This is a genomic window from Mucilaginibacter sp. 5C4 (assembly GCF_034345625.1).
Taxonomy (GTDB): Bacteria; Bacteroidota; Bacteroidia; order Sphingobacteriales; family Sphingobacteriaceae; genus Mucilaginibacter; species Mucilaginibacter aurantiaciroseus.
The window spans coordinates 2,350,474-2,376,475 of sequence record NZ_CP133775.1 but is presented as its reverse complement, the minus strand read 5'-3'; the positions used below and the strand labels follow the sequence as shown (position 1 = coordinate 2,376,475).

Here is a 26,002-nt window from a genome sequence, read left to right as displayed (position 1 = left end):
GATCCCCAATTTTCAGGTTTTTTTTAATAATATCGTATATAAATATTATTAAAAAACCTCGTAAGTACGTCGGTACTTGCGAGGTTTTCGTACTCAGAGCGGGAATCGAACCCGCACTCCTTTAACGGGAACAGGATTTTAAGTCCTGCGTGTCTACCAGTTCCACCATCTGAGCAGGTGATTAACCTTGTAACAATAAATCCCTTCTTTTTAGAAAGGGATTTGAGCGAAAGACGAGATTCGAACTCGCGACCCCGACCTTGGCAAGGTCGTGCTCTACCAACTGAGCTACTTTCGCATTGGTATTTTCCTATTTAGCATTACTGCGTTTGCGGGAGTGCAAATATAGACAGAAATGAACGTTCTGCAAGTAAAAATTAAACTTTTTTAAACTTTTTTTATAACTCGCTGTTTTTCAAAACCTCAGCGGTCAGCTCCGTTTCAAAACCTCGGCTTAAAGCGTACTGCTGCAGTTTATACCTACGTTTGTAAGGGTCTTTCTCGGGCAAGGTAGCCGCTTTTTTCTCAACTAAACGGATAAGGGTGCCCATGTAATCGCTGGCATCTATATGCAAAAGAGCCTTTTTTATCAGCGCCGGCGATACATTTTTTAATTTAAGCCCCTGTTTGATCTTTATTTTACCCCACCCCTTCTGGTTAAACTTGCCTTTTGTGTAGGCTTTGGCAAAACGCTCTTCGTTTAAATAATTTTCCTCAATCAACCGGGTTATGATATTCTCCACTGCATCCGTCCACAGGCCCCATTCGTAAAGTTTATTGCGTACCTCCTGCTGCGACCGCTCTTGGTAAGCGCAATAATTCCCGGCCTTAGTCATAGCAACATTTACATCGGTAATTCTTATTTTTTTAGGGGCGTCCATTCCATTCAAAAATGGATAAAATTATACTAAAATCTAAATGCGAAATCAAAAGCCCTTTCCTCACATCCAGTTAACATTAACTTAAAACCCCAAGATTAAGTTTACGCATTGTATTTACAATTGAAACATTATGGAAAGAAGAGCTGCATTAAAAAATATTGGAGGGTTGTTGTTAGCCCCTGCATTGGCACTCCCGGCGGTTGCGGCGGATAGTCGATCTGTTTTGCGGATAGCGCATTTAACGGATATCCACTTAAAAAACAAATTTGACGCGCCTAAAAGGTTCGAAAAGTGCTTGCACCATGTACAGAAGCAATCGCCAAAAGTAGACTTGATTCTTAACGGTGGTGACGTGGTTTTTGATATGAATAAAGAGAACGTGGCTACCATTGATGAGCAATGGAAACTTATGAAGGGCATTATGGCAAGCGAATGTAGCATCCCGGTTAACTACTGCCTTGGCAACCACGACATCTGGTGGAACGAGAACGACAAAGGGCAGGCGCTTTACGGCAAAAAGTATTCAATGGATCAGTTACAGTTGACCAGGCCATACTACAGCATGCAAAAGAACGGCTGGAAGATCATCGTTCTGGACAGCGTTCATCTTGATATAGATGACACCTGGTACATCGGCAAACTTGGCGACGAGCAGTTTAACTGGCTGGAGCAGGAGTTGAAAAGCACAGGCAGTACTACCCCTGTTTTAATCTTGTCGCACATCCCGATACTCACGGCTACCAATTTGATACAAGATGATATCGTAAACAGATGGATAATGTACGGCGGCGATATGCATACCGACACCTCGAAGATAATTAAGCTGTTTTACCAGTATCCCAATGTTAAACTTTGCCTGAGTGGCCATATACACCTGCGCGAAAAACTGGTTTACAATAATGTTACCTATATATGTGATGGCGCGGTATCCGGCGCGTGGTGGGAAGGTAACCGACGGGAAACCGCCCCCGGCTATGGCCTTATCGACTTATATTCCGACGGTAGTTTTGAGGAGCGTTACATAAACTATTAAAAGCATAAAGGCCCGATGTAGTAACATCCGGCCTTTTTTATATCGATCTATTGAATTTTATCTCGGATCAAACTCCACCATCCATTCAATGCCGTATTTGTCCCTAAAGCAACCAAAATAGGTTCCCCATGGGCTATCGCCGATTGGGCCTTCTACGTCTCCGCCTACCGAAAGGCCGTTGAATAACTTGTCCGCCTCTTCTTTACTTTCCGCAGAGATCACAATTTTGCTTCGGTTCTCGCTTTCGTTTGTCCGGCCCATAGCTTCGGGGACATCGTTTGCCATCAATACGCTACCGGTGCCTATGGGCAAGGCAATATGCATGATCTTGTTTTCTTCGTGTTTTGGTATCTGGAAGTCGTCGTTTGCAAGGTCTTTGAAACGGATAACTTTCGCGAACTCCCCGCCAAATACCGATTTGTAAAAAGTAAATGCTTCTTCGGCGTTGCCGTTGAAGTTAACGTGGGGATTAATGAGTGGCATAATTTTATTTTTTTTATTGATTAAATTAAAAGTAGCTCCTGTATATAGTATTGATTTAAATATACTAAGAAAAACAAAAGCTGCTAATTTCCTGATACAATCACTACTCTTTAAGCGCGCCAAGGTGCTTGTAAGTATTAAGCAACAAACCTGTAGGGGTGCTTTGCGAACTCACAAATTCAAGTTTGCGCGCATCGAAGTCTTCTCCAAATAAGCGTTTTCCTTTGCCAAGCAAAACCGGGTACGTAATGAGTATAACTTCATTGGCCAGTTCTTCGGCGAGTAACACGGATGTAAGCGTAGAACTTCCCACCACGATCAGGTCGGGGCCATCGGCTGATTTGAGATCACGGATACCCGCTACGATATCTTCACCCACGCTCTGTACCGGCCCCCATTCCAAGCTGTCGGGCCTGTGGGTAACGATGTGTTTGGTTGCTGCGTTTATAGCATTTGCCATCGGGAAATCTCCGGCATTAGGCCAAAATTTGCTGAATATATCATAAGTTTGGCGGCCAAGCAACAGGTCGAAATCCGGTCCGTATGTATCAAAAAGCATTGCCGCACCGGCAGGGCTGCGGTATGGTGTAGTCCATGCGCCGTAGGTGTAATCCCCGTCATGTTCGATCACGCCATCCAGCGAGATATGTTCAAAAATCCTGATCTTTCTCATGTTGTATTTTTAGTTTGTTTTGATAATTCAAAGATAGAATGAACAAGCGAAGCGCGTGAGGTGTATTTATGACAATAAAAGGGTGATTTGCGACTTTGGATGGTAGTGATATGGTGTGGTGATAAAACCGACTATAGGCTAAAAAATGTTCACGTTCACGATGTGAACACACATTCATGTTTTTATAAATATTTGATATTCAAATATTTAATTTTTAGACAAGTCTAAAAATTGGCGTTTACTAAGTGATTAGGGTAGATTGGCATGGCGGTTTATTGGCAACAACATCAACAAAGGCAAAAAATAAACAATTATTCTTTTACATTAGCTTTTCGTTAATTGTTAAAGACGATATGTGTAAGGTTTATAATCAAATAGGTTGTTTGACGGCTGTGAAATCACACTTGGAAATGCACAATGTGAATGAATACAAGTCGATTACTGAATTGATTAATTTTCAGAACAGTTACACTGCTGACCGTCAACAAATTGTCGCTAATCATGAAATCTTGATAGAGCAAGAACAAAATACATTAAGCGACGAATTAATCCAAATTCTCAGTGTAATTGACAGCACAAAAAATGAAGTTGAACAGCAGTTATTGTTGAAGCAGGAGAAACTGAAACAACAATTAGATAATTTGCCGGTAGCTCATTCCAATTATATAGGTTCGGTTGTCAACTATTTTAAAAAAAGCGAATTTAAGTTCAAAATTCAATTTAGCAAACTCACTTTTAAATTTAAAGTTCAAAATTCAATTAAGGATTTTGTGAAGATCAAAAACATTAAAAGTAAGCGTCATCAATTTATCGTCACACTTTTTAAAGAAGCCGTATTGCAAAGCGGTTATACACATCTACAAGAAATAGATAGAAGAAAAGAGATAGTCGATCAAATAAATAATTCGATTTACGGTGCTTTAGGGGAGCATGAAGTGGTTAAAGAATTAAAGCGATTATCGGACGATCACATTCTAATAAATGACTTCAACCTTATATTTAATAAACCCCTTTATAGATACGAAAATGATTATATAAAATCGGTACAAATCGATCATATTTTGGTATCTCCCTCCGGGGTTTTTCTAATTGAAACCAAAAATTGGAGTAAACGCTCATTAGCAAATTTAAGCCTGCATTCACCTGTTCATCAAATAAAAAGAGCAAGGTTCGCTTTATCTACAGTGTTGAATGGAGGAGTTTCGAGGAATAAATTAAACTTAAACAAACATCATTGGGGAGATAGAAAAATTCCCGTAAAAAACTTAATAGTATTCACAAATCATAAGCCAATTGAAGAGTTTCAAGATGTTAAAATATTGACGGTAAACAATTTATTTAGCTACATAAGTTATTTAAGTCCGTGTTTTAAAAGCGGAGAAACACAAACAATAGCTAATTATTTACTAAAAGCAATTGGAAAATAAGTCATCACTACACCCCCTCTACCCCAACACACCTACCGCCAAGCTAATTATATCATCAAAAACGGCTCGCTCGGTGGTCGATTTTGCGGTTACCTGGATGCCTTTTACGGTATTGAATATAAAACGGGCTAAGGCACGGGCGTCTTGTTTGTTGGATATCTCGCCGCTCTCCTGCCCTTTTTGGATCACACGGAAAAAAGCGTCTTCCACATTCTGGTCATTTTTTTGAATCATGTCGCCCACTTCCTTGTCGTGCAGGGCTACCTCTACCTCGGCATTTACAATAAAGCAGCCTTTCTGGCTTTTATCGTCCAGCAGGTTATCGGAAATAAATTTCAGCAGGGCTTTTATGGTTTCCTTTGCAGATTTGCCACCTTCAATAATCGTTACAAACTTGCCGGTATTGGTGCACTGGTAGCTCTCCAACGCTTTAATAAACAGCGAATGCTTGTCGCCGTAGGTATCGTACAAACTGGATCGGCTGATGCCCAACCCGTCCACCAGATCCTGCATAGACGTAGCATTATACCCCTTTAACCAAAAAAGGTCAACCGCTTTCTTCAGCACTGCATCCTCATCAAAATCTTTCGTTCTTGCCATAACAGAAATAGCTTTGCTTAATAATAAGCAAAGCTATTCATTTTAAAATACTTATTTAAAACGCGGGGATTATCTTACACCGCCACCTGCAAGCAGTGTTTCGTTGGTTAACCAGCGAGAATCTTCCGACGCAAGGAAAACCGCGATCAAAGCGATATCTTCCGGCTGACCGATACGGCCCAATGGTGTGGTTTTAACCGCTTCGTGGTGGAAATCGCTACCGATAAAGCCCGCGGTGTGCATGCCTTCGGTTTCTACCATACCCGGGTTAATCGAGTTCACCCTGATGTTTTTAGGGCCAAGCTCTTTTGCCAACACGTGGGTAATGGCGTCAACAGCACCTTTTGTAGCGCTGTATACAGCACTTCCTACCGGGGTAATAGCACTCACTACCGACCCAATATTGATGATGCTGCCACCATTTGTATTAAAGTTTGCTACGGCGACCTTTGTGGTTAACAATAAACCAAGTACGTTGGTATCAAACTGTTTGTGAAAATGTTCCTCAGTGATCTGGTCAATGGGTCCAAATTCATATACACCGGCGTTGTTCACCAGTATATCTGTAGGGCCAAATGCTTTGGTGGTTTCTTCAAACAAACGGGTTACGTCAGCCGTGCTGATTACGCTTGCCTGCACCGCGATGGCTTTACCACCTGCCGCTACAATCTCGTCAACCACTTTATCGGCGCCTGCTTTTGACGACGAATAGTTTACTACTACCGATGCGCCTGCTGCTGCAAGGCTTTTTGCTATGCCCGCGCCAATACCTTTAGAGGCGCCGGTTACTACTGCTACTTTATTTTCTAACTTTTTCATTTTTGTGAGCGATTAATTTTTGCTAATTGGAATGTTCGTTCCGCAAATGTATAAAATAACGGAACGAACATTCCGTTATTTTTAATAAGATCATTTTAGGATGACAAATAAAGGGAGTAGCGATAGCGCTTCGTCTATTTTTTATCCAGGTAATCGGGCGGGAAAAGCTTTTGTCCATGCTTTTCGGCTATTGCGATAAACTTCTTTAAGGTCCCTTGGTCCATAGGTTGTGGCGGGATAAATTCACTGGCTTATACGGGTTTGCCTATTTCCAGGAACATTTCTTCGAGCCCGGCGGGTACAACAGTGCAAAGGAGTTTGGCCAGGTTGTCTGATTTATTTTCGAAGCAATGCACCATGCCGCCTAAAGGGATGTTCACAAACGCGCCTTTGGTAGCAATAAAAGTGGTTTCCTCGGTTTTCACTTCCACCTCTCCTTCTATCACGTAAAACGATTCCTGGAAACCGGCATGGGCATGCGGCCCCGGCCCGCCACCCGCAGGCACCGATATTTCTATCACCGCGAACTCGCCATTGGTTTGCTTACCGCTCACCAGTATGCGATAGATGCCGCCCGCCACAGAAAGGTTATCACCATCTTGCGGGCCGGTTGCTGTTAAAAAATTACCTGAATTTTCCATAATATTTTAATAGCAAAAAAGCGTTCCGCTGTTGATATGGAGCCTAATAATTATAAACTAATAACATAGATTTAATATATTGCGTTAAAGTATCAGCCTAATATGAACAAGCCAAGCAAAACAACAATTACTCGCAGAAAATTCATCACCACATCGGCAATCTCTGCCGGGGGTTTAGCTTTATTATCTATAAAGCCTGCCTTCGCTCATAGTTTACTATCGGCACAAAAGCAATATACGGTGCAGCAGGTGATAGATCTGATATTGAAGGAAGGCAACCTCTTGCCTATACCCAATACGGTTGATACCTTTAAATCTGGCGATGGCAATACAATTGTTACGGGGATCGTAACCACCATGTTTGCTACGGTTGACGTAATCAAACAAACGGCAAAACTTGGCGCGAATTTCATCATAGCCCACGAGCCTACCTTTTATAACCATTTAGATGACCCAAACTGGGTGAAGGACAATAGCGTCGTAAAACAAAAGCAGGCCCTACTTAAAAAGTATGACATTACCATTTGGCGCTTCCATGATTATATCCACAGCCTAAAACCAGATGCGGTTGAGTACGGCTCCATGAAGAAATTTAACTGGCTGCAATATTTTAATGCAGAGAGTCCAACTTTTACCATTCCGCAATTAAGCCTGTCGGCTTTGGTTCAGCATGTTAAAACATCATTAGGCATTGCGCACCTGCGGGTTATTGGCGATTTGAAACAGCCCTGCAGCCGCATCACATATTTGCCCGGCGCGCCCGGTGGTAAAATGCAGGTTGATTTTGCTGAACGCGATAAACCCGATGTACTCATTGTAGGCGAACTATCTGAATGGGAAACCGCCGAGTACATTCGCGACGCGCGATTATTCGGTTCTAAAATCTCGCTAATTGTACTCGGCCATAATTTTAGCGAAGACCCGGGCATGGATTATTTTGTAGAATGGCTGCAGCCAAAGCTTGCCGGCGTAAAAATAACGCATATCAAATCGGGGGATCCTTTTACCTGGCTATAAAGGGTAAAAAAGCCCTTTTAAATCAAAATAGATGGTTTTTTTAGGGATTATATATACCTTAACGGCTTAAACCAGATCACGCACCGATGAGCCAATTTGCAGGTAAACCAACCCACAACCTTGAAACAGGTTATACATTTGATATTTTAGGTTACGATCAATGGCCGTCGGTATCCATAAGGTATAACTTCGCCATAATAGACGGTAATCCCAACCTGCAATTGCATTTTAAGTTTGATGGCAGCGGTTACGATGCAATCGGGGAAAAGGCTGTTGATGATCTTACCGTTTTCAAAAACATCTATTACCAGCTAAACTGGCAATACACTACTGATGACAAACCAGATGAAGCTGTAAATTTCCTGGCACACTCCGCATCATGCAGTATCTTATCAGAAAACTTATCGTTTACCGATCAGCAATCCAATGCTTTAAAAAACTTTGTAAGCGTTATAATTTCCTGGCTGGAGGTGGTTATCACTCCCGGCGAGGATGGCTTGCCCGATAGTCCTTCAACAATGGTGCTATCGCTCCCTATCACAGGCGAACAGGAAGTAAAAGACATATTTGAGTTAAATGTCGCGCTGAATATTACCCGCAAAAATCCTGATGACGTTACGCATGCAGCGCAATATTCAAAAATTATCCTTCCTGCTAAATTATTGGGAGAACACAACGCTTTCGCGGAAAATTTTGAAGCCATTTTCGCATCGGCTGATAGTAAATTAAAGCTGGCTACAGGGCTAAGTGCCATCAACAGCAATAATGCCCAACAGCTTTGGGTTATCCGCATGGCGGATACTGCCGGTGCTAAGGGGATTTATTACGATATTATAATCGATAACCCGGTAGCTTTCGCTCCGATGCCACTTTCCACTACCCTATTAAGTGGCGACGTTAAAATTCGGGAATATATCAGCAAAGCCGGGATCAATTGGAATAAACAGGGCCACGCCACAACCTTCGAAAACATCGACCTTGATAATTGGCTGCAGCATTTTTTAACCGCCATTGATGATGTGCTTTCGCCCGAAAAAAGCGAGGTTATAAACCTAATTACAAACACCTACGATAAAATAGAACAGGGGAAATTTGCAGTTATAAATGATTTGCTTATTGCAAAAGATGCCATCCTTGAAAAATTATCAGATCTGCTGATACAAGTTATACCCGGGCAAGACGGCAATTTATCAAACGCACGCCATCATTTAAAGTCGCAATTAAATAATAGCCTGGCCGCTTTATACACCGGCACCGCCACTATGCAATTTAAAACCCATGTAGCGTCTGCGGATGGTACAGGTGATTTTGAATTATTGGGATCGATACAACCGGCTGTAAAGTCAACCGACGCTTCATTTTCAAATACCGGCATTAAAAGCGACCCCGAGGGTTTTACTTCTTTCACGGTTTTCGCTACTTCGCCTGCACAACAGCGTTATTTGCCTGTTAATGTTAATTATAAACTCGAAAACGTGCTGTATACGGTAAATGACAGCACGGTTATAACGCTTCATTTTTTAATTGATCCGGCGTCGGTTAAGCCCCTTTCGGCAACTGTGCCGTTGGTGTTGCGCAGTTATCCCGGGCCATCGCAGATCCTCAGCCAGCTTACAGAAAAGATGCGCCCCGATTCGGTAAAACTAACAGACGTAAAACTGTTCAATTATCAATACCATTATAATGGCCATCTTAACGCACAAGATGTTTTAGAAACCCGCGTTGCCCTAAACCCGGTTAAGAACATCAGCATCGGGTTAACGCGGCCACGGGAAAATACTTTATTACAAAGCCTGGCGCAATTCATCACCAGCTACACACTTATAAAAGCCGAACTGGACGAATACCTGCCGTTAGTTACAGCTAAAACCGACATTAATAGTGATACTTACCATGTTGTGACATCGGCATTGGTTACGTTTAGCGAACTGGTGAATAGCATAAAGCCGGTGTTGTCTCTTCCTCAAACCCTTACTTCGCGCGCTACAATCCCAACCCAGGCGGCCTATAGTTTTGAATTAGCAGAGGGCCTGGTTACCCTGGTGACTGATCCGCGCTTATTGATAACGGTAAGCGCAACCAAAAATGAAATAGGTAAATACGCGTTGCCACTAGTATCATTACAAGGATACACTACAAAGGTGCATTCAACAACAACTAATGAAACAGGTTCGGTTACTGCTTATACCTTCTCCGATGCCAACGGCGAGGCTTTGTTGGTTACCGACAAGTATGACCTTAGTGAATTTACTATTTCAGGATTTGACGTGTTGGAGGTTCAGCAATTAGCAACAACAACAGTTTTAAACCGTAACAAAAACCTGTTACCAAACAGTAACGGCGGTTATTTAGAAACCGACAGCAGGCTTATATACAATATTCCTCAAAATAGTGCGCTACCTGTAGAGCCATTCTTAGACTGGGGTACTGAATTTAACCTGGCAGACCTGCGTACCACCACGGCAAATGCGAGCATAAAAGAATACGTATTGTTGTTACTTACACAGCTTTTTGGCAATGTATCGGATACGGCATACAATATATCGGTAAATGCTTCTTACGAATATAAATTAACCCCGGATGATTTTATGACAGTAACACTGCCTGTATTTTTAGTGAATGATATGGAGTTTGAATTTGCTACCAATAAGGGTAATGATGTAGCCGGGCAGTTTGAGAGCACTATAAAAGCTTGGCAAGAGGCTACCCAGGCAGAACAGGGTGCAGGCGCCCGTTTTGTTTTTGATATTTCGGTATTTACATCGCTCAGGCCAAATAGAGCAATTTTGCGTGTGCAAAACATCTATTTAAACCTAAGCGATGTAAATTAAATTATTTGGGCAACTATTAATAAACTGCGTCTGGCGCGTTATAGTCAAATATAAAATCAACTATCTTTTTAAGTTCGGGGATCTTTAGCTTGGTGCCTTTGTATTCCCATTTTTCTTGTTCCTTGTCTATGCTGATTTCGCCCAGGAAGTTGGGATCGTTGCTATCTGTTGGCTCGTTAGGTGCATCTTTGTAAGATAACCTGCTCAGGAATTTAGCGGCAAATATTTTATATGCCCCGCTACCCCAAACACCTCTTTCACTTACAATTTCAACATGTTGTTCCGGTCCGTTTTCTGTACCTACTTTTAAGATTACCATATCGCTTTAAGATTATATTATAATGACAAACGCTTTTAGAAGTTGTTTCAGATATTTTAAATTTCTATGCGAATAAAGCAAATATCAGTTTAAATAATCATTAACAATATGTTATTTAATTTCTTCTTCATCTACGTCACGTTCAACAATTAAACTGCATTCGCCAACAAATATTGCCATGGCCCCAACTGCTGCCAATACCGGCGCCAATACTACGGCAACCAAACCAATATTTAACGGGAAACTCATTAACTCTTTACCATGTTTATCGCTTATGGTAATGCGGTTGATATTGCCTTCTTCAACAAGCTCCTTTATCTTGTTTACAAGTTCTTTACCGTGGATGCTAAATATTTCTTTCTTTATATGTTGGTTAGATGCACTACTAACCAATAAGTTATAACTATTTACATTAACGATTTTTGCATAGCCGTGGCCGACTCCGGGCAAACGTGTGTAAATTCCTGCGATTCTTTTACTGCATCGGGGATATCCATACGGGCAATATGCTCTTAACCCTTTTCTTCAAAATATTCTTTAGCGGTTTCGGTGAGCAGGTAAACAGCTTCGAGACCTTTTTCAACTGTGGTAATCAAGGCTGTACGACATCCCTACCTTATCGTTAATGTTTGGTAAAGCCTATAGCTGTTTTTGAAATACACAACGGCGCTGTCCAGCTTATTGTCATCCAAAAACATTCATCCGCGGTTATTTACCGCCGTGGGCAGCATTTTTTTATTCCCTATAATTTCCGTATATTGAATTGCCTTTTACTTACCTCATCCGCATCTTTAAATCTCTTTACCCGCAGGTAAAAAATGGTAATATCCGAATACAGTTCGGCAAGGCCCGCAGTGTCTTTTACAGTGGTGTAAAGCCGTTTTGATTCAAAATACCAGCGAAGGCATTCATCATATTTACCAGAAAGATAATTGCCCATGCCATGTACAAAAGCGCTTTCGACTTCCAGCTTGGTTTCTTTTGCGGCTTTTGCTTTGTTGTATGCCTTTGTAGAGAAAGAGATCACCTTAGCAAAGTCTTTTTGTTTGTTGTAACGGGCGGAGTCGATCAACTGGCGGATACTTTGTTCCGATGCAGCCATAGTACAAAAACAAGCAGGATAATGGTTAGGGGGAAACGCTTCATATCGGTTTTGATTATTGAAATATATTCCACACCAAACTGGTGTACTGCATTTTAATAGCAAAATACTACATATGTAGTACTAAAAAAGCCCTTTTTGAGAACTTGTAGGCCCGCGACTTGTATTATTACTTATATTATTGCCATTATGAAAATATTTCAACAAACGCTCGACATTCCCCAAAAGCGCCGTGGTTTCCATATAATCACTTATGAGGTATTAAATGCCATACCGGAGTTATCGCAGATCAAAGTTGGGATTTGCCAGGTGTTTATCCAGCACACCTCCGCCTCGCTTAGCATCAACGAAAATGCCGACCCAACCGTAAGGCAGGATTTTGAAATGTATTTTAATAAAGCAGTACCCGAGAACGACCCCGATTACCGCCACGACGATGAGGGCTCTGATGATATGCCCGCGCACCTGAAGGCCGCAATGCTGGGTTGCTCAGTACAGATCCCAATTCGAAATGGCCGACTGGCTCTTGGCACCTGGCAGGGCATCTATTTATGCGAACACCGCAACCATGGCGGCACAAGGCGATTGATGATCACTGCCTGGGGCGACTAAGACACACAAAATGTTCACGTTCACGTTTGCGAACACACGCATATATTTGTAATTAATTAATAACCAAAGCTTTAAATTTTACCGTACTGACAAAATGATGCCACCACACTTTCCAGATAATTATTTATAATACATTTTAAACACGGGAAAAATTCAGTCGTTCAAAAGATTGGACTCCGTCAAATAATTGTCGCAAAACGACCTAAATCCGCCGCAATACCACCTCACGAATGGCCGCATTTTTGTGAACTTTGTATCACACTAACAAACTTTGAAATGGATTTAGTAGAGATCATCAATTGCCAAAAACAGCTTATCGTTTACGAATAAATAGCCTTTTTTTTCATACTGAACGTTTGAAGCATCTATTCGCCGCCATGAATTCCGATTGCAAAGCTCGGTTATAGATCCTTCGCTACCGCTCAGGATGACAAATTTGAAATACCCTCATGTTTCCTGATCTTAATAAACACCAATTTACTGGTAGGGCAATTGCTTTTTAAGGCTACGCTGTTTATCGGCACTAAAACATTTCCTTCTGGGTAATAGGTTGCCGTATTACGCTCAGGTATATTGTAAGGCACAATGATGAACAGGCGTGCAACACGTTCAATATCATCGTAATAGTTGAAAAGATCCACCTTATCGCCCTGCATAAAACCAGCTTTGGCAATGTCTTTCGGGTTCATAAATATCACCCGGCGCTCGTTATGGATGCCGCGATATCGGTCTTCCATACCGTATATGGTAGTATTAAACTGATCGTGGCTGCGAATGGTGGTCATCATATACTCATCATCTGCCATAACATGATCAGGCAACTGCGTTACCGTGAATGGCGCTTTATCTTTAAAGGTTTCGGTCTCAAACTTACCTTCGCGCGCGGCATTGGGCAGGTAAAACCCACCCGGCAGGCGCACCCGCTGGTTATAATTTTCAAATCCCGGTATCACCTTACCAATATCATCACGGATAGCATCGTAGCTGTTGGCAAATCTGCCCCAATCTATAACCGTACGGTTTTTTAAGGTTGCTTTTGCCAATTCACAAACTATCTGCATTTCGTTGAGCAATTCCTTAGAAACAGGATCCAAGATCCCTTTCGACATTTGCACCACCCCCATCGAATTTTCGCAACTAATGAATTGATCCTCTCCATTTATAACATCCTTATCGCTGCGGGCCAGCGTAGGCAGGATTATCGCTTCTTCGCCATGCACTAAATGGCTGCGGTTTAACTTGGTTGATACATGCACGCTTAATTCCAATTTGCGCATAGCCTCTGCAGTAAAAGTGGTATCCGGCGTAGCCGAAAGGAAATTGCCCCCCATCGCAAAGAATACTTTAAGTTTACCCTCCTGCATAGCTTTTATAGAATCGACCACATCATAGCCATGCTCTTGCGGCGGGGTAAAACCATATATCTCTTTCAGTTTAGCCAACTGTTCCTTTTTTGGTTTATCCCATATCATCATGGTGCGGTTGCCCTGCACATTACTATGCCCACGCACGGGGCATAAACCGGCACCGGCTTTACCAATACTGCCTTTTAACAAAGTAAGGTTAACGATCTCTTTAACCGTGTCCACTCCATTTTTTTGCTGTGTAATACCCATAGCCCAGCAAATAATGATCTTGCTTTTGTGTTTAAGCAATTCGGCAGCTTCTTTAACCTGGTCAAAGGGTACACCCGCGGTGGCGCAAAGGGCCTCTACATCAAAATCTTTTACACCCTCAATGAACTCATCGTAGCCAACGGTGCTTTTACCGATAAATTCGCGATCGAATACTTTTCCGGGCTCTTGCTGCTCGGCATCGTATAAAAGCTTCTCTAAGGCCTTTAAAAGGGCCATATCGCCATTTATTTGCACCTGCAGGTACACATCTGCCAGTTGGGTAGTAACCCCCATAATACCGGTTAAAGACTGCGGATTTTTAAAACCCATTAACCCGGCCTCGTGCAAAGGATTTATGGCGATGATCTTCGAGCCATTTTTCTTGGCTTTTTCCAATCCCGTGAGCATCCTTGGATGATTTGTACCGGGATTTTGACCCATAATGATAATCACTTCCGAATCGTAAAGATCGTTTAACGTGACCGTAGCTTTACCTATCCCTATAACCTCGGCAAGTGCCACACTGGTAGATTCATGGCACATGTTTGAGCAGTCGGGCATGTTGTTGGTACCAAATTCGCGCACAAAAAGCTGGTAAACGAAAGATGCCTCGTTACTGGTACGACCAGATGTATAAAATGCGGCTTCGTTTGGCGATGCCAGGCTATTCAATTTATCACCAATCTTATGAAAAGCATCGTACCAGCTTATCGGTTGATAATGCGTTGCCCCTTTTGGCAGGTACATAGGTTGCGCAATACGGCCGTTTTTACCAATGGTCATATCGTCCAGCTTAGACAGATCGGCAACGGAGTTTTGGGCGAAAAAATCCGGCGTTAGTTTCTTAGTAGTTGCCTCATCAGCCAATGCCTTGGCACCATTCTCGCAATATTCTGCAATTGGCGAGCGGTCATCATCCGGATCGGGCCAGGCACAGCTGGAGCAATCGAACCCACCTTTTTGGTTCATTTTAAATAACGCAAGCGGGCCACGTATAGCACCCGTTTCTTCCAAAATATCCGCAAAAGATGCTACCACAGCAGGGATACCTGCAGCCCATTTTTTAGGCTGACTAACCGTTAGCTTATGCAGAGTTTCGGGGTTTTCTGCAGCTGGTTGTTCTTTGGTTTCTTTACTCATCGCTTTGCCGCTAAAGGGTTAGGGTAATTATCGCTCTGGTCTTCTTCAACCTCATCGAGGCAGGTAAAATCTTTTTCTACTAACAGGTGCAGATCATCCATTTTGTGTTCAAACCCAACCTGATCTGTATTTGTCCATTCATCGGCCAACTTTTCGGGCACCAGCATGGTTATGATGTTATTTTTAAATGATGCTGAAAGTTGATCTTCAGCCGTGCGTTGCAGAATGTAAATAAGCGCACCATCGCCAATTTGCACCTTTTCTTTAAAAATGCCCTCGTTGGCAAATGTCGCTACCTCGTTGCGGGTTAGCCTATATCTTAATCCGTTATTTTTGATCCGAATTTTCATAACTTGATATTAGAATGCGCTGTGGCGCGGTATAAATATTAAAGCGTTGCCCGCGTAAAAAACCGGCAAGTGTAATGTTAAATTCCTGTGCTAATTGTACTGCCAAACTCGATGGCGCACCAACTGCGGCAATGATATTAATGCCGGCCATGGCTGCTTTTTGTACCAATTCGAAACTGGCCCTGCCACTTAATAATAGTATGGTATTATTTAACGGTAAGCTATATTGTTTGATTGCCGCACCGATCAACTTATCTAAAGCATTGTGCCTGCCCACATCCTCGCGAACGGACAGTAATTCTCCTTGAGGTGTAAACAATGCCGAAGCGTGCAACCCGCCTGTATCGGCAAAAACCTTTTGATGCTGTCGTAGTTTATCGGGCAAATCGGTTAATATATCAGTTGAGATAAAGTTGCTATCTAATTGCACATCAGTATAATTACTTACGGTACGTATAGCGTTTATGGAACCCTTACCGCAAACCCCGCAACTTGATGTGGTATAGAAATTACGTTCGGTATTTTGCAAATTTGGGGTGATGCTTTCTGATAGCGAAACCTGTATCACATTCTCTCTATTTTCGGCACAGGCTATAAAACAATGTTCAGCAGTTTGTATGGCTGAGATGTTTTTGATGATGCCCTCGGTAAATAGAAAGCCGGTAGCCAATTCAGCATCGTTACCCGGTGTACGCATAGTAACCGAAATATTCTGCACTTTACGCTCTCCTGCCGCGCCATATTCCAGGCGGATCTCTAAAGGTTCCTCTATCGCGATGGCATCCAAAACGTCTTCTGTACTGGCATCGGTAACCCGCGTAACCCGAATATTTTGAACAGCGTTGTTGGCCATAATCAAATATACAATTCGGCAGTAAAAATTGTTCTGATTTTATATCAACCAAGGAGGGTTAATTTATGTTATGAACAAGATTGTTGCATATTTGCATAATGGAGATTACCATACTCGCATTCGGCATTGCCAAAGATATATTCGGGAGGGCGTGGATAAAGGTAAAGTTGGCAGAAGCTGCTACTACAGCTGATCTGAAAAGTCAGTTAGAAACGCAATATCCGCGACTGAAAAAACTGGCCAGTTATATGGTAGCAGTGAATAATGAATATGCGGAAGACGACGGAATTTTAACAGTGCACGACGAGGTGGCGATAATACCACCGGTTAGTGGAGGATAATATGCAAACCCAGATAGAAATACATTCCGAACTGTTAAACATCCAACAGTGCATCGATTGGGTGATGTCGCCTGACTCCGGCGGGATCGATGTTTTTATTGGCACGGTGCGTAATGCCACCAAGGGCCGAACGGTATTAAAACTTGAATTTGAAGCCTATAAACCAATGGCTATCAAAGAAATGCAAAAGATATCTGAACTGGTTTTTGAGCGATGGCCCGTACAAAAAGTGCTTATCCATCACCGTACCGGCACACTACAGGTTGGTGAAGTACCTGTAATTATCGCAGTATCCACCGCGCACCGCGACGCCGCTTTTGAGGCCTGCCGCTATATTATAGACACCCTAAAACAAACGGTACCTATTTGGAAAAAAGAATTTTTTGAGGATGGTGAAGTTTGGGTGGCGGCGCATCCGTAGTTAGTGTGTGGAGATTGGTGATGAGAGATTAATTGCCTGCGGGTTTGTCCCGAACCATGATTTCCCTGATTAAAAGATTTCATGATGCAAATCAAAATCCAACAAATTTGTTAAATCCGCTTAATCCCGGTTCCACTCACCCAAACCACCATCCAAAGAGTATGCCTTCACTCCAGGCAATTTCTGTTGAAGTACCCTTATAGCTTCCGCGCTTCTTTTTCCTGAGGAGCAGTAGAATACATAAGTTTTGCCTGCGTTAAATTCATCGATGTTATCTTCCAATTCATCCAGTTCAAAGTGAATACCGCCAATATTGTATTCATCCCGTTCCTGATCGGTGCGGATGTCTACTAATTCAATAGTGTGGTTTGCTAAGCCATGTTTGGTTTCGGCTGCGGAGATGATGGGTATATCAGCACTTTGTTGCAAAGGCGTAATATTTGTTTTAGTGGAGGTGCCTATCTTAATGATCCTGCTTTGCATGGTTTGGGCATCGAATATCAAAACTTTGCCAACAAGTTGCTCACCAGTTTTCGTGATAAGCTTTATTACCTCATTAGCCTGCATACAGCCTATAATTCCGCAGAGGGTAGGTATAACCCCACCCACGGCACAATTGGGGATCTGCGAGGCATCTACCTGCGGATACACGTCACGATAGTTGGGTGATGATTTCCCATCTTGATCTTTGACATTCCAAACCGCTACTTGTCCTTCATATTGATAGATGGCGCCGTAAACCAAAGGCTTGCCCAAGATAACCGCGGCATCATTAAGCAAATACCTTGTTTCAAAATTATCGGAACAATCAACTATAATATCATATCCATCAATAATTTGCAATATGTTAGCTGGAGTTATTTTATCAGTAAATGATAGCAAATTCACATCCGGGTTTTGTTTCTGCAGTTGCTCACAGGCAACTTCAGCTTTTAACTTACCTACATCATCCGGGCCGTACAAGATCTGCCTGTGCAGGTTACTTACCGATACTGTATCAAAATCGGCAATGCCAATAGTACCCACCCCGCTTGAGGTTAGGTATTGAGCAGCAGGGCAACCTAAACCGCCGGCACCTACTATCAGTACCTTTGCCTGTTGCAACAAATACTGCGCGTGTTCGCCAAAGCCCGGTAATGCCACCTGGCAACTATATCTCGATAAATTAGGATGCATTGCTTGCAGTCGTTTTTTGACGAAGGATACGTTTGATGCGCTCAAGTTCTTCGGGGGTATTTACATTCGCCAGAGCATCCAGGTCGAGAGCCTTTAATATTGTGACATCACTATTGATAAGCACCTTACGTGGACAAGAATATCCCTGTGCTAAAAATTGAAGTAAAACAGGATAACTTTTTGGCTCATAAATAGTTATTAATGGTTCCGGAAAATCCTGATAGTTACTTTGATAAGCTGTGGCAATGGTTGCCGTGTTGCGGTTATCTACCAAATGCTGTATCACGTCGGCATCCACCAAAGGCAAATCGCAGGCGATAATGAGCCATGCTGCATCGGGCTGTTCGCGAAAGGCCGACAGGATAGCGCCATAAGGCCCAAGGCCGGTAAAAGTATCGGGCAGACTCAAATATTCCGCATCTATCTCCTTTTGCTGCTCCACGTCCCGACAGGAAATATAAACCTGGTTACAATGTTTCTTGAGCAGGTCAGCCATGTGGTAGCGTTGCTCTTTACCGTACCAGTTTATAGCCCCCTTATCAACGCCCATGCGGGTGCTTTTGCCGCCGGCGAGAACCAAGCCATTCAGTTTTGGTATCTGTTCGGATAATTCCTCTTGATTGTTATGCTCGTTTAAAGTCACGCTTACCCCCTGTTTTTGAGATCAGTTTGGTTTCTTTTATCACAATATCGTGGCTCAGGGCCTTGCACATATCGTAAATGGTTAGGGCTGCTATGGATGCGCCGACCAATGCCTCCATCTCAATACCGGTTTTGGCGCTAATGCTTGCCGTACATTCTATTACCACTTCATTACCGGCAGATAATTCAATAGTGATCTTACAGTTATCCATCCCCAGCGGGTGACAAAGCGGTATCAGGTCGCCCGTTTTTTTGGCGGCCATAATACCGGCGATGATAGCTGTTTGAAAAACCGGCCCCTTTTTGCTTTGCAGTTCGCCGTCTGCTAAAAGTTGCAAAACCTCATCGGGCAAAACCACAATACTGTGCGCAGTTGCCGTGCGGTGTGTAATCTGCTTTTCGGACACGTCTACCATCAATGGGTTGTTATTATTATCTAAATGACTAAAACTCTTTTCCATTTGATTACACCGATTTGAATAAATGAACTTTGAATACCTCTCCTGCTTTGAAGTCATTTCGTTCTAAAGGTAATTCCATAAAAGCATCGGCATCAGCTAAGTTAGCAAAATCACCTGAGCCATTGCCTTCTATTGGAGTGGCTGATAGGATGCCTTGCGCTGTAAAATTAAGCTTTACCTGTAAAAAATACTTTAGCGGTGGCAAAAAAGTATAATCGTTAGCCAGTTGTGCATATACAGGTTGTTTTGCCGGCAAGCCGAGTGTAGCTTTTAACCACAATAAAAAATAGCGGTGCATACACATAAATGTAGCTACCGGGTTGCCGGGGAACGCGAACACCAGCGTACCATTATCATGCCTGCCAAACCAGAAAGGCTTGCCTGGGCGCTGTTGCACTTTGTAGAATAACTTATTAACCGCCATATCTTCCAATGCCTGGGGTATATAATCAAACTTACCCATACTGATACCGCCGCTCAGCAGTATCACGTCATAATTTTGCAGGCAATGCGCTATTTGTTGTTTGGTTACTTCTGGATCGTCGGGGATGTGCAGCATGTCTGCTTCCAGTCCCTGTTGTTTTAAAATGGCTTTAATTGTATAATTATTCGACCGCCGGATCTGGTAATTTGATGGAGTATCAGCTACATCAACCAACTCATCTCCCGATGATATGATCATCACCTTTGGCAATTTCTTCACAAATAACTCTGCTTTCCCTATCGATGAAGCTAAACTGATAATAGCGGGTGTTACATATTGATTAGCAGCCGCAACTACTTCGCCCTGCTTTTTATCTTTCCCTTTTTGGTGGATGTTTTGGCCTTGCTTGATATTAGTGACAATCAACCTGGCAACACCGTCTTTTATCTCCAGATCCTCATAACGAATAATGGTATCAACGGTTGATGGTAAGGCTGCGCCCGTCATGATCTCGATACATTCCCTCACCTCTTCGATATCTATGGGTTTATCACCAGCGGCCTGAGTAACTTTTATTGTAAAGGTACTTATCCCCTGTTCAATAGCTTTATATGCTATCGCGATGCCATCCATAGTTACACGGTTGTACGGCGGCAGGTCACGGTCTGCTTTTAGGTCTTCGAATAAAACATGGCCTAAAGCCTGCTCAAAAGGAACGGCTGTTGTACCGTAATCTTGTGCATGGGCTAGAATTATCTGTTCGGCTTCTTCTACCGTTATCATATATTGATTATGTTATCCGCCTATAGTAGCCATTGATTCGTGGAAGTTCGGGTTCTCCAAACGTTTGCGGTCGGCCTCCCAACCATCTTTCTCGCGAACGTTGAAGGCTTGCCTTAGGGTAGCTTCCAGTTTCTCGTTATCCATACCAAAACGCATCAGGTCTTTTATATTCAGTACGCCATCATCATACAAACAATTCTTAAGTGTACCCTGCGGTGTGATGCGGATGCGGTTACAAGTGCCGCAAAACGTTCGCGAATAGGCGGCAATGATACCTACACTACCTTGATGTCCCGGTACCTGGTAATTATATGATGTTGAAAACTGAGGATCGGGAATCTTTTGGATCTCCGGGAAGGTTTGACGGATCTCATCAAATATCCTTACATAATCCCAAACAATGCCGCTGTGGCTGTGCCCGTCGCCGTTAAAGGGCATTTCTTCGATAAAGCGGACACTTACCGGCAAATCTTTAGTTAACCGCACCAGCGGAATAATATCCTGCGTGTTCTTGCCGGCCATCACCACGGCATTTATCTTTACCTCTATATCGTGCGCTAACAACGCGTCCATGGTTTGCATCACACTGGCAAATTCGTCGCGGCGGGTAATGGCAAAAAAGCGGTTGGCATCCAGCGTGTCCAAACTTAAGTTTACAGACCGCACACCTATCGCTTTTAATTCAGCTACATGCGGGGCGGTTAAAACGCCATTGGTAGTTAAGCTGAGTTCTTTTAGCCCATCCAATTTTGAAAGCGCTGTAAGCAGCTGCATAATGTCTTTACGCACGAATGGCTCACCACCGGTAATACGGATCTTTTCGATGCCCATTTTAACCAATAAGGTACAGGCCTGCAGCATTTCCTCGTAGGTCATCAGTTCCTTGCGCGATAGCCAGTCCAGCCCCTCCTCGGGCATGCAGTAAAAGCAGCGCAAGTTGCAGCGGTCGGTAACGGCCAGCCGCAGGTAATTGATCTTTCGTCCGTGGTTATCTAAAAGCATGTTGCTAATTTAAACGCAAAAGAGGCACTATTGTCGCACCTCTTTTGTAAATTATTTTACAACAGAAAATTTGTAGATCGATTGGGTTTTGTATGTCTGCCCCGGCCTTAATTCTGTTGAAGGGAATGTCGGCTGGTTTGGCGAATCCGGGTAGTGTTGTGTTTCCAAAGCAAATGAAGTACGGAAATCATCTTTCTTTCCGCCTTTCATCACGTTTTGGCTTTGCATAAAGTTACCGCTATAAAACTGCAGGGCAGGCTCTTCGGTAAATACTTCCATTTTAATACCGCTTTTATCACCAACTACCGTCGCTATAGGCGTGCTGATATCATGTTTGCTCAATACAAAGTTATGGTCGTATCCTTTGCCATCTTTGAGTTGCACATTATCAGTATTGATACGCGCACCAATTTTAGTTGCATTTGTAAAATCGAATGGTGTGCCCGCTACCGCTTCTATCTTACCTGTAGGGATCAGCGTGCTATCCACCGGGGTATAATTATCAGCTGCTATTTGCACGGTATGATCTAAGATAGTACCGCTACCTTCGCCGTTCAAATTAAAGAACGCATGATTGGTTAGGTTAACAACTGTGCTTTTATCAGTGGTTGCCGAATAGCTCACTTTCATGGCGTTATCATCCGTTATCTGGTAAGTAACTTTAACATTTAGGTTACCGGGGAAACCACCTTCCATGTCTTTTGCAAGGTAGCTCAATTCTAAAGTTGCGCTGTCTATCTGCTTAGCATCCCATACCACTTCCTGGAAACCCGGGTGGCCGCCATGTAAGGTGTTAGGTCCATTATTGGTAGCCAAAGTATACTCTTTGCCATCCAGTTTAAATTTACCTTTGGCAATGCGGTTGCCGTAACGGCCAATGGTTGCGCCGTAATAAGATTCTTTTGAACCGATAAAACCGTCTACACTTTCAAAACCTAAAACCAAATCGGTTAGTTTGCCATCTTTATTTGGCACCAACAGGCTTACAATACGGCCACCATAGTTGGTTACTGCAGCCTCTACCCCATTTTTATTTTTAAGAATGTACAAGTGTGTTTGTTTACCGTTAATGGTTTTCTCAAAGGCGGATGCAATTGGTAATTTTGGTGTAGTTGTGGTACTATCGGTCATGGTAGATGGGTTTTTTTTGGCAGAATGGTTACAGGCTGCAAATAGCATGCTCCCTGCAAGTGCAAGTGCCAATGTTGGTTTATTAAATGTGTTTCGCATAATATTTTTATACTAGTTGATTATCGTTATTTGCGTTGCGATGGAATGGCTAACACCATACTTTCCTTTACCGGCTCACCAAATTTTGGCGAACCATCTTTATTCCAGGTGAATTTTTGCATCCTTGGCGAACGGAAACCTCCGCAGCCCTGCCCCGGTTTTGCATTTGCATGGTATATGATCCAATCCTCCGTCCCATCCGGCGATTTAAAGAACGAATTATGGCCCGGCGCGTACACACCATTCTTAACAGAGTTTTTGAAAACAGGTTTTGTCGATTTTTTCCACGACCGTACATCCATCAGATCGCTATTGGCAGATGCAGTTAACATTCCAAGCGCGTAAAAATCTGTCCAGCAGCCGCTTGCCGAGTATATCAGGAATAGTTTATTACTATGTTTAAGCACTTCCGGCCCTTCGTTTACATTTACATGTGGCGGGTTACTGTTTTTGCCCAAATCGCCATTCTTCTCCCAATCGTATAGCGGACTGGAGATCTTAGCTCGTTTACCATCAATCGTCCATGGATTTTTTAGCTTGGCAATGTAAATATCCTGCTGGCCGTTATAATCACCTTCCCATCCGGCCCATATCATGTACAACTGTCCTTTATGGGTAAATATCGAGCCATCTATCGCCCATTTATCAGTACCGTCGCCTACTTTACCTTTAAATGTCCACTCGCCTTTTAGCGGGTCGGCAGAGGCATTTTCTATCACATACATACGGTGATGGTTGTTATCGCCATCATCGGCAGCAAAATACATGTACCATTTGCAATTTAAAAAGTGCAGTTCGGGTGCCCAAAGCTCTTTTGAATATTGTGTACCAACGGGTGGTTTCCAAACAGTTTTCTTCCAGGCAGATTTTAAATCGGCCATATTTTTGGTTTTCCAAAGCACCAGGCTATCTTGCGATGAATTGGTGTAGTAATAATATCCGCCTTTATATATCACCCATGGGTCAGGTCCCGATGATTTCAAGGGGTTGGTAAATATTTTCTGCTGTGCTAAAGCCGGCATTACATACACCAGCAACAATGCAAACAGAATATTTAAAAAAAGCTTTTTCATAGGTATAATTTATAGCGCCAAAGCATCCGGGCCTAATACAGCGCTATCGCAAATATAAGTTGGTATAATGCCGGTGGCCTCAATCCGGTTCTCGTAATCGGTTGCCTGGGTATTACCTGTAAGAACTAATACAGTATCCAGCCCAAATTTATTGCCACCCATAATATCAGTTTGCAGAGTATCGCCTACCATTACGATCTGTTTTTTGCTGATAGTGCGGTACTCGCGTATCAGGTCATAAGCAAACATAAACATTTGCGAATCGGGCTTACCAAAACGGATGAACTTTTTGCCCACTATGGTTTCAATCATTTGCGCCAAACCGCCAATGGCGATGCCTACATCGGTTTTTGAAACGGGGTAAGCATAATCGGTATTGGCAACAATAGCTGGTATGGTGCGTTTACGCAGCAGGTTAACGGTTTTATTTAAATCTTCGAACCAGTCGAAACCTTCATCGTCCATAAATATCAAGGCATTAACTTTATCGATATTAGTACTGTTTACATCCCTAACAGGCAGGGTTTTTAACCCCGCGCTTTCAATGTAGTGGGCAGATTCTAAAGTGCCTAAATAAGCTACGTAACCATCGTTAACTTTAAGCTCCAGGTACTCTTTAGTTAACTGGCCCGATGAAATGATCCTGTCGGATGTAATGGCGTACAAACCTTTATCATGATAGGACTGTGCCAATTGCCCCGGGCTGCGCGATGCATCATTGGTAACAATATAATACTCCTTCTTTTGCTGCTCTAGGTATTCAAACGTACGCTCGATGCCGGGCACCAGGCCGCTGTGGGTTTTAAGCACACCAAACGCATCGAAAAATATAATTTCGTAACGGTCTATTATCGATTTAAAATCTTCAATGCGTTTCATAGTTTAGTTATTGGTTGATTGAGTTAAATTATGTTGATTGGTTTTAAGCGGCAACTACTCACTATTTAACCTAATCAACCACTCACTATAAATTTAATGCTTTAATTATTACTTCCGCGTCAAAGTCGCGATCAACCGATGGCAGGTAAATTTCCATGGCCTCGGCTTGTAGCTTTTTGGCGTATTGTTCGTTAAAAAAGTACTTGCCATCTTTTATCACATAGTTCAAAATAAAGAAACGGTAGGCCTCTTTCAGGAAACGGATCTCATCGGCAGTAACGGGGTTTACTTTGTGATACTCTTTCAGGAAGGTGATAAACCGATCCTCCATCATTGGGCCAATTACATAACTGAATACGGTTCGGTCGCCTGCATCAGATACCACGCGACTAAAAAAGTAGAAATCGAGCAAGCGGTAACTCATCCTGAACCAATCATAATCCCATCGCGAATAAAGGTCCAGATCGGGCGTTACCGAGAAGTTGCCAATATTCCAGTCGATAAATACCGGGATGATCTCGAACGAGCTCATATTATAGCGCGACCTGTTCTTTAAAAATTGTTCGCAATGGTATTTCAACAAATCAACCTGCATACGCGAGCCAAACTTGCGTTCGTCCTTCTCCAATTGGCGTTGCAAATCGTAAATATCTGTACGCAGGGTTTTGGATGATTTTGGCAACACGTTTTTGATCCTTGAACAAGCCTTATGGAATTTACCCAACTGCGAGCCCAGCTTTTTGATCATCTCCTCATCTAAGCGGCGAGGCATGCTGTCCATAATCCTGGTTGGGTTGTAAAACACTACCCATGCGTCGTTTTTACCTTGTTTATAGCGATACACATAAACGCGGTTATTCTTAAGTAATGACTTAGAGAGCAGGTTCTCGAACGGGTAAAGCAGATTGTTTGACAGGGACTGAATGATGCGGTGATCTTCCTTAAAATGCTCAAACTTACCAAAGAATGAAAGTTTGGCAATAATAATATCCTCGTCATCAAAGGTAATACGATACACGTGATTGGTAGATACCATCGCGCTGATATCCTCAATATCCCTGATGGTTTTAGAAGCGTCGTAGTCTGCCCAGGCAGATCTTATAATGAGATGAAAGTCCATTACCGGGATTGGTTTATAATTGCATAGTTACCTAATTAAGTACAAAAACGCAA

Annotated in this window: 28 protein-coding genes and 2 tRNA genes; 7 read left to right on the top strand and 23 right to left on the bottom strand. The window is 42.8% G+C overall.

Annotated features, from left to right (window positions below; genetic code table 11):
* Positions 1 to 90 precede the first annotated feature (90 nt).
* The 3 genes from RHM67_RS11225 to RHM67_RS11215 form a co-directional block, all read right to left on the bottom strand.
* A tRNA-Leu gene (locus RHM67_RS11225) sits at positions 91 to 175 on the bottom strand.
* Positions 176 to 225: 50 nt separating this feature from the next.
* Positions 226 to 298: transfer RNA gene (locus RHM67_RS11220), tRNA-Gly, on the bottom strand.
* Between the two features lie 100 nt (positions 299 to 398).
* Positions 399 to 881 (bottom strand): regulatory protein RecX, encoded by a 483-nt coding sequence (locus RHM67_RS11215; RefSeq protein WP_322226810.1) that lies wholly within the window; start codon positions 879 to 881, stop codon positions 399 to 401.
* Between the two features lie 130 nt (positions 882 to 1,011).
* Here RHM67_RS11215 and RHM67_RS11210 point away from each other — a divergent pair, with 130 nt between their 5' ends.
* Positions 1,012 to 1,914: a metallophosphoesterase gene (locus RHM67_RS11210; protein WP_322226809.1), complete on the top strand. Its 903-nt coding sequence runs from the start codon at positions 1,012 to 1,014 to the stop codon at positions 1,912 to 1,914.
* Between the two features lie 57 nt (positions 1,915 to 1,971).
* Here the strand turns inward: RHM67_RS11210 and RHM67_RS11205 are convergent, their stop codons facing one another.
* Entirely contained in the window at positions 1,972 to 2,397 is a 426-nt protein-coding gene (locus RHM67_RS11205; RefSeq protein WP_322226808.1) for a VOC family protein, read from the bottom strand.
* Positions 2,398 to 2,500: 103 nt separating this feature from the next.
* Positions 2,501 to 3,070: a dihydrofolate reductase family protein gene (locus tag RHM67_RS11200; protein ID WP_322226807.1), complete on the bottom strand. Its 570-nt coding sequence runs from the start codon at positions 3,068 to 3,070 to the stop codon at positions 2,501 to 2,503.
* 245 nt (positions 3,071 to 3,315) lie between these two features.
* Here RHM67_RS11200 and RHM67_RS11195 point away from each other — a divergent pair, with 245 nt between their 5' ends.
* Positions 3,316 to 4,497: a nuclease-related domain-containing protein gene (locus tag RHM67_RS11195; protein WP_322226806.1), complete on the top strand. Its 1,182-nt coding sequence runs from the start codon at positions 3,316 to 3,318 to the stop codon at positions 4,495 to 4,497.
* 18 nt (positions 4,498 to 4,515) lie between these two features.
* Here the strand turns inward: RHM67_RS11195 and RHM67_RS11190 are convergent, their stop codons facing one another.
* The 3 genes from RHM67_RS11190 to RHM67_RS11180 form a co-directional block, all read right to left on the bottom strand.
* Positions 4,516 to 5,097: a TetR/AcrR family transcriptional regulator gene (locus RHM67_RS11190; protein ID WP_322226805.1), complete on the bottom strand. Its 582-nt coding sequence runs from the start codon at positions 5,095 to 5,097 to the stop codon at positions 4,516 to 4,518.
* Between the two features lie 69 nt (positions 5,098 to 5,166).
* On the bottom strand, positions 5,167 to 5,916 hold the full coding sequence (locus RHM67_RS11185) for a glucose 1-dehydrogenase (protein WP_322226804.1): 750 nt from the start codon (positions 5,914 to 5,916) through the stop codon (positions 5,167 to 5,169).
* A 251-nt stretch (positions 5,917 to 6,167) separates the two neighbouring features.
* On the bottom strand, positions 6,168 to 6,557 hold the full coding sequence (locus RHM67_RS11180; protein WP_322226803.1) for a cupin domain-containing protein: 390 nt from the start codon (positions 6,555 to 6,557) through the stop codon (positions 6,168 to 6,170).
* Between the two features lie 102 nt (positions 6,558 to 6,659).
* Between RHM67_RS11180 and RHM67_RS11175 the strand changes: the two genes are divergently transcribed.
* Together RHM67_RS11175 and RHM67_RS11170 are read left to right on the top strand one after the other, a co-directional pair.
* A complete protein-coding gene (locus tag RHM67_RS11175) occupies positions 6,660 to 7,574 on the top strand; it encodes a Nif3-like dinuclear metal center hexameric protein (protein WP_322226802.1) in 915 nt (304 codons plus the stop codon).
* An 86-nt stretch (positions 7,575 to 7,660) separates the two neighbouring features.
* Positions 7,661 to 10,405 carry a hypothetical protein gene (locus tag RHM67_RS11170; protein ID WP_322226801.1) on the top strand — a complete coding sequence of 915 codons (2,745 nt, stop codon included), beginning with the start codon at positions 7,661 to 7,663 and terminating at the stop codon, positions 10,403 to 10,405.
* 16 nt (positions 10,406 to 10,421) lie between these two features.
* Here the strand turns inward: RHM67_RS11170 and RHM67_RS11165 are convergent, their stop codons facing one another.
* The 3 genes from RHM67_RS11165 to RHM67_RS11155 all read right to left on the bottom strand — a co-directional run bounded on the left by RHM67_RS11165 (position 10,422) and on the right by RHM67_RS11155 (position 11,826).
* Entirely contained in the window at positions 10,422 to 10,724 is a 303-nt protein-coding gene (locus RHM67_RS11165) for a hypothetical protein (protein WP_322226800.1), read from the bottom strand.
* A gap of 111 nt (positions 10,725 to 10,835) precedes the next feature.
* The gene (locus tag RHM67_RS11160; RefSeq protein ID WP_322226799.1) at positions 10,836 to 11,117 is read right to left on the bottom strand and encodes a DUF4342 domain-containing protein; all 282 of its coding nucleotides are present in this window, start codon (positions 11,115 to 11,117) and stop codon (positions 10,836 to 10,838) included.
* A 349-nt stretch (positions 11,118 to 11,466) separates the two neighbouring features.
* Entirely contained in the window at positions 11,467 to 11,826 is a 360-nt protein-coding gene (locus RHM67_RS11155; protein ID WP_322226798.1) for a hypothetical protein, read from the bottom strand.
* A gap of 189 nt (positions 11,827 to 12,015) precedes the next feature.
* Here RHM67_RS11155 and RHM67_RS11150 point away from each other — a divergent pair, with 189 nt between their 5' ends.
* On the top strand, positions 12,016 to 12,438 hold the full coding sequence (locus RHM67_RS11150) for a secondary thiamine-phosphate synthase enzyme YjbQ (protein ID WP_322226797.1): 423 nt from the start codon (positions 12,016 to 12,018) through the stop codon (positions 12,436 to 12,438).
* Positions 12,439 to 12,860: 422 nt separating this feature from the next.
* Here RHM67_RS11150 and RHM67_RS11145 read toward each other — a convergent pair whose 3' ends face one another.
* Genes RHM67_RS11145 through fdhD form a run of 3 tightly spaced genes read right to left on the bottom strand, consistent with a single transcriptional unit; the run spans position 12,861 to position 16,397 of the window.
* A complete protein-coding gene (locus RHM67_RS11145; RefSeq protein ID WP_322226796.1) occupies positions 12,861 to 15,194 on the bottom strand; it encodes an FdhF/YdeP family oxidoreductase in 2,334 nt (777 codons plus the stop codon).
* Positions 15,191 to 15,544 (bottom strand): DUF7009 family protein, encoded by a 354-nt coding sequence (locus tag RHM67_RS11140; RefSeq protein ID WP_252756800.1) that lies wholly within the window; start codon positions 15,542 to 15,544, stop codon positions 15,191 to 15,193. Before RHM67_RS11140 ends, RHM67_RS11145 begins: the two co-directional genes overlap by 4 nt.
* On the bottom strand, positions 15,522 to 16,397 hold the full coding sequence (gene fdhD, locus RHM67_RS11135; protein ID WP_322226795.1) for a formate dehydrogenase accessory sulfurtransferase FdhD: 876 nt from the start codon (positions 16,395 to 16,397) through the stop codon (positions 15,522 to 15,524). The genes RHM67_RS11140 and fdhD overlap by 23 nt, the downstream gene beginning before the upstream one ends.
* A 98-nt stretch (positions 16,398 to 16,495) precedes the next feature.
* Here fdhD and RHM67_RS11130 point away from each other — a divergent pair, with 98 nt between their 5' ends.
* On the top strand, positions 16,496 to 16,738 hold the full coding sequence (locus RHM67_RS11130) for a MoaD/ThiS family protein (protein ID WP_322226793.1): 243 nt from the start codon (positions 16,496 to 16,498) through the stop codon (positions 16,736 to 16,738).
* A 1-nt stretch (position 16,739) separates the two neighbouring features.
* Positions 16,740 to 17,159, top strand: a complete 420-nt coding sequence (locus RHM67_RS11125) for a molybdenum cofactor biosynthesis protein MoaE (protein ID WP_322226792.1) — start codon at positions 16,740 to 16,742, stop codon at positions 17,157 to 17,159.
* Positions 17,160 to 17,279: 120 nt separating this feature from the next.
* Here RHM67_RS11125 and RHM67_RS11120 read toward each other — a convergent pair whose 3' ends face one another.
* The 9 genes from RHM67_RS11120 to RHM67_RS11080 form a co-directional block, all read right to left on the bottom strand.
* Positions 17,280 to 18,335, bottom strand: coding sequence for a HesA/MoeB/ThiF family protein (locus RHM67_RS11120; RefSeq protein ID WP_322226790.1), 1,056 nt, complete (start codon positions 18,333 to 18,335; stop codon positions 17,280 to 17,282).
* Complete coding sequence (locus RHM67_RS11115; protein ID WP_322226789.1) at positions 18,325 to 18,978, bottom strand: NTP transferase domain-containing protein; 654 nt, start codon at positions 18,976 to 18,978, stop codon at positions 18,325 to 18,327. Before RHM67_RS11115 ends, RHM67_RS11120 begins: the two co-directional genes overlap by 11 nt.
* Positions 18,959 to 19,438, bottom strand: coding sequence for a cyclic pyranopterin monophosphate synthase MoaC (gene moaC / locus RHM67_RS11110; RefSeq protein ID WP_322226788.1), 480 nt, complete (start codon positions 19,436 to 19,438; stop codon positions 18,959 to 18,961). The genes RHM67_RS11115 and moaC overlap by 20 nt, the downstream gene beginning before the upstream one ends.
* Positions 19,439 to 19,442: 4 nt before the next feature.
* Positions 19,443 to 20,645, bottom strand: a complete 1,203-nt coding sequence (locus RHM67_RS11105) for a molybdopterin molybdotransferase MoeA (RefSeq protein WP_322226787.1) — start codon at positions 20,643 to 20,645, stop codon at positions 19,443 to 19,445.
* 12 nt (positions 20,646 to 20,657) lie between these two features.
* A complete protein-coding gene (gene moaA, locus RHM67_RS11100) occupies positions 20,658 to 21,647 on the bottom strand; it encodes a GTP 3',8-cyclase MoaA (protein ID WP_322226786.1) in 990 nt (329 codons plus the stop codon).
* A 51-nt stretch (positions 21,648 to 21,698) separates the two neighbouring features.
* On the bottom strand, positions 21,699 to 22,877 hold the full coding sequence (locus RHM67_RS11095) for an aldose epimerase family protein (RefSeq protein ID WP_322226785.1): 1,179 nt from the start codon (positions 22,875 to 22,877) through the stop codon (positions 21,699 to 21,701).
* Between the two features lie 26 nt (positions 22,878 to 22,903).
* On the bottom strand, positions 22,904 to 23,950 hold the full coding sequence (locus RHM67_RS11090) for a glycoside hydrolase family 43 protein (protein WP_322226784.1): 1,047 nt from the start codon (positions 23,948 to 23,950) through the stop codon (positions 22,904 to 22,906).
* A 9-nt stretch (positions 23,951 to 23,959) separates the two neighbouring features.
* Positions 23,960 to 24,829, bottom strand: coding sequence for an HAD-IIA family hydrolase (locus tag RHM67_RS11085; RefSeq protein WP_322226782.1), 870 nt, complete (start codon positions 24,827 to 24,829; stop codon positions 23,960 to 23,962).
* A gap of 85 nt (positions 24,830 to 24,914) precedes the next feature.
* Positions 24,915 to 25,949, bottom strand: a complete 1,035-nt coding sequence (locus tag RHM67_RS11080) for a hypothetical protein (protein ID WP_322226780.1) — start codon at positions 25,947 to 25,949, stop codon at positions 24,915 to 24,917.
* Positions 25,950 to 26,002: the final 53 nt, after the last annotated feature.

Bases quoted from the DNA above. Each gene is read 5' to 3' on its own strand.
- RHM67_RS11215 (WP_322226810.1), bottom strand. From the start codon at position 881: ATGGACGCCCCTAAAAAAATAAGAATTACCGATGTAAATGTTGCTATG.
- RHM67_RS11210 (WP_322226809.1), top strand. From the start codon at position 1,012: ATGGAAAGAAGAGCTGCATTAAAAAATATTGGAGGGTTGTTGTTAGCC.
- RHM67_RS11205 (WP_322226808.1), bottom strand. From the start codon at position 2,397: ATGCCACTCATTAATCCCCACGTTAACTTCAACGGCAACGCCGAAGAA.
- RHM67_RS11200 (WP_322226807.1), bottom strand. From the start codon at position 3,070: ATGAGAAAGATCAGGATTTTTGAACATATCTCGCTGGATGGCGTGATC.
- RHM67_RS11190 (WP_322226805.1), bottom strand. From the start codon at position 5,097: ATGGCAAGAACGAAAGATTTTGATGAGGATGCAGTGCTGAAGAAAGCG.
- RHM67_RS11185 (WP_322226804.1), bottom strand. From the start codon at position 5,916: ATGAAAAAGTTAGAAAATAAAGTAGCAGTAGTAACCGGCGCCTCTAAA.
- RHM67_RS11180 (WP_322226803.1), bottom strand. From the start codon at position 6,557: ATGGAAAATTCAGGTAATTTTTTAACAGCAACCGGCCCGCAAGATGGT.
- RHM67_RS11175 (WP_322226802.1), top strand. From the start codon at position 6,660: ATGAACAAGCCAAGCAAAACAACAATTACTCGCAGAAAATTCATCACC.
- RHM67_RS11170 (WP_322226801.1), top strand. From the start codon at position 7,661: ATGAGCCAATTTGCAGGTAAACCAACCCACAACCTTGAAACAGGTTAT.
- RHM67_RS11165 (WP_322226800.1), bottom strand. From the start codon at position 10,724: ATGGTAATCTTAAAAGTAGGTACAGAAAACGGACCGGAACAACATGTT.
- RHM67_RS11155 (WP_322226798.1), bottom strand. From the start codon at position 11,826: ATGGCTGCATCGGAACAAAGTATCCGCCAGTTGATCGACTCCGCCCGT.
- RHM67_RS11150 (WP_322226797.1), top strand. From the start codon at position 12,016: ATGAAAATATTTCAACAAACGCTCGACATTCCCCAAAAGCGCCGTGGT.
- RHM67_RS11145 (WP_322226796.1), bottom strand. From the start codon at position 15,194: ATGAGTAAAGAAACCAAAGAACAACCAGCTGCAGAAAACCCCGAAACT.
- RHM67_RS11140 (WP_252756800.1), bottom strand. From the start codon at position 15,544: ATGAAAATTCGGATCAAAAATAACGGATTAAGATATAGGCTAACCCGC.
- fdhD (WP_322226795.1), bottom strand. From the start codon at position 16,397: ATGGCCAACAACGCTGTTCAAAATATTCGGGTTACGCGGGTTACCGAT.
- RHM67_RS11130 (WP_322226793.1), top strand. From the start codon at position 16,496: ATGGAGATTACCATACTCGCATTCGGCATTGCCAAAGATATATTCGGG.
- RHM67_RS11125 (WP_322226792.1), top strand. From the start codon at position 16,740: ATGCAAACCCAGATAGAAATACATTCCGAACTGTTAAACATCCAACAG.
- RHM67_RS11120 (WP_322226790.1), bottom strand. From the start codon at position 18,335: ATGCATCCTAATTTATCGAGATATAGTTGCCAGGTGGCATTACCGGGC.
- moaC (WP_322226788.1), bottom strand. From the start codon at position 19,438: ATGGAAAAGAGTTTTAGTCATTTAGATAATAATAACAACCCATTGATG.
- RHM67_RS11105 (WP_322226787.1), bottom strand. From the start codon at position 20,645: ATGATAACGGTAGAAGAAGCCGAACAGATAATTCTAGCCCATGCACAA.
- moaA (WP_322226786.1), bottom strand. From the start codon at position 21,647: ATGCTTTTAGATAACCACGGACGAAAGATCAATTACCTGCGGCTGGCC.
- RHM67_RS11095 (WP_322226785.1), bottom strand. From the start codon at position 22,877: ATGCGAAACACATTTAATAAACCAACATTGGCACTTGCACTTGCAGGG.
- RHM67_RS11090 (WP_322226784.1), bottom strand. From the start codon at position 23,950: ATGAAAAAGCTTTTTTTAAATATTCTGTTTGCATTGTTGCTGGTGTAT.
- RHM67_RS11085 (WP_322226782.1), bottom strand. From the start codon at position 24,829: ATGAAACGCATTGAAGATTTTAAATCGATAATAGACCGTTACGAAATT.
- RHM67_RS11080 (WP_322226780.1), bottom strand. From the start codon at position 25,949: ATGGACTTTCATCTCATTATAAGATCTGCCTGGGCAGACTACGACGCT.